Below are 852 nucleotides of genomic sequence, written 5' to 3'. Positions count from 1 at the left end.
AATTTTCGCCACCGGCGCCATCCGGGACGCGGACCTGAACATTCCCGGGGTCGGGCTGGAGGGCTCCTTCGGGGCCGCGGACTTCGTCTCCTGGTATGACGGCCACCCGGACGTGCCGCGCGAATGGCCGCTGGATGCCAAGGAAATCGCCGTCGTCGGCAACGGCAACGTGGCCCTGGACGTGGCCCGGATCCTGTCCAAGCACGCCGAGGACCTGCTCTCCACCGAGATCCCGGAGAACGTCTACCGCGGGCTGAAGGACTCCCCGGTCACGGACGTGCACGTGTTCGGCCGGCGCGGCCCGGCCCAGGTGAAGTTCACCCCGCTGGAACTGCGCGAGCTGTCCCATTCGCGGGACGTGGACATCGTGCTGTATCCGGAGGACTTCGATTTCGACGCGGGCTCGGACGAGGCCATCCGCACCAACAACCAGACCAAGACCATGGTCAACACGCTGACCAACTGGCTGGTCGAGGAGCAGGACACCGGCGCCTCGCGCCGGCTGCACCTGCACTTCCTGCACTCCCCGGTGGAGATCGTCGAGGGCACCGGTGACGGGGCCGGCAAGGTGGCCGCCATCCGGTTCGAGCGCAACGAACTGGACGGCACCGGCAACGTGCGCGGCACCGGCGAAATCGTCGAGTACCCGGTGCAGGCGGTCTACCGCGCCATCGGCTACTTCGGCTCCGCCCTCTCCGACCTCGAATATGATGGCCAGCGCGGCGTGATCCCGAACGAGGCCGGCCGCGTGCTGGACACCGCGGGCAGGCCGGTGCCCGGCATCTACGCCACCGGCTGGATCAAGCGCGGCCCGGTGGGCCTGATCGGGCACACCAAGGGCGACGCGCTGGA

1 protein-coding gene is annotated in these 852 nt (G+C 68.9%); it reads left to right on the top strand.

Translation table 11 applies throughout. The features are described from left to right. On the top strand, positions 1 to 852 hold an 852-nt coding region (locus LVY72_RS24115; RefSeq protein ID WP_504863715.1), incomplete at both ends, for a ferredoxin--NADP reductase domain-containing protein.

Source organism: Arthrobacter hankyongi (assembly GCF_022012395.1).
Taxonomy (GTDB): domain Bacteria; phylum Actinomycetota; class Actinomycetes; order Actinomycetales; family Micrococcaceae; genus Crystallibacter; species Crystallibacter hankyongi.
The sequence above is the reverse complement of the archived record's forward strand: the minus strand, read 5'-3'. Positions and strand labels throughout refer to the sequence as shown.